1 protein-coding gene is annotated in these 228 nt (G+C 72.4%); it reads right to left on the reverse strand.

Features of this window, described 5'->3' with window-relative positions; genetic code table 11:
* The coding region (locus AX737_RS18550) for a neutral zinc metallopeptidase (protein WP_197430628.1) at window positions 1-190 on the reverse strand (190 nt) is incomplete at its 3' end.
* Between the last annotated feature and the right edge of the window lie 38 nt (window positions 191-228).

Raw genomic sequence — 228 nt, forward strand, 5'->3', positions numbered from 1 at the left:
GGGTCATCTGCTCGGCACCGCCGATCAGGATCGCCGGGTTGATGCCGGTGACCCAGCCGATGATCAGCAGCACGACGATGGTGCCGATGCCGAGGCCGCCCGCCCCGCCGCCGGGAAAGCCCATGCCGCCGCCGCCCTCGCCGCGGCGATCCTCGACGTTGTCGGAACTCCGGAAATCGTCCCAGCGCATGAGCCCGCCGCCCTTGCCACGCCGCCGTACCGGCGGTC

Source organism: Methylobacterium sp. CCH5-D2, from assembly GCF_001556475.1.
Lineage (GTDB): Bacteria > Pseudomonadota > Alphaproteobacteria > Rhizobiales > Beijerinckiaceae > Methylobacterium > Methylobacterium hispanicum.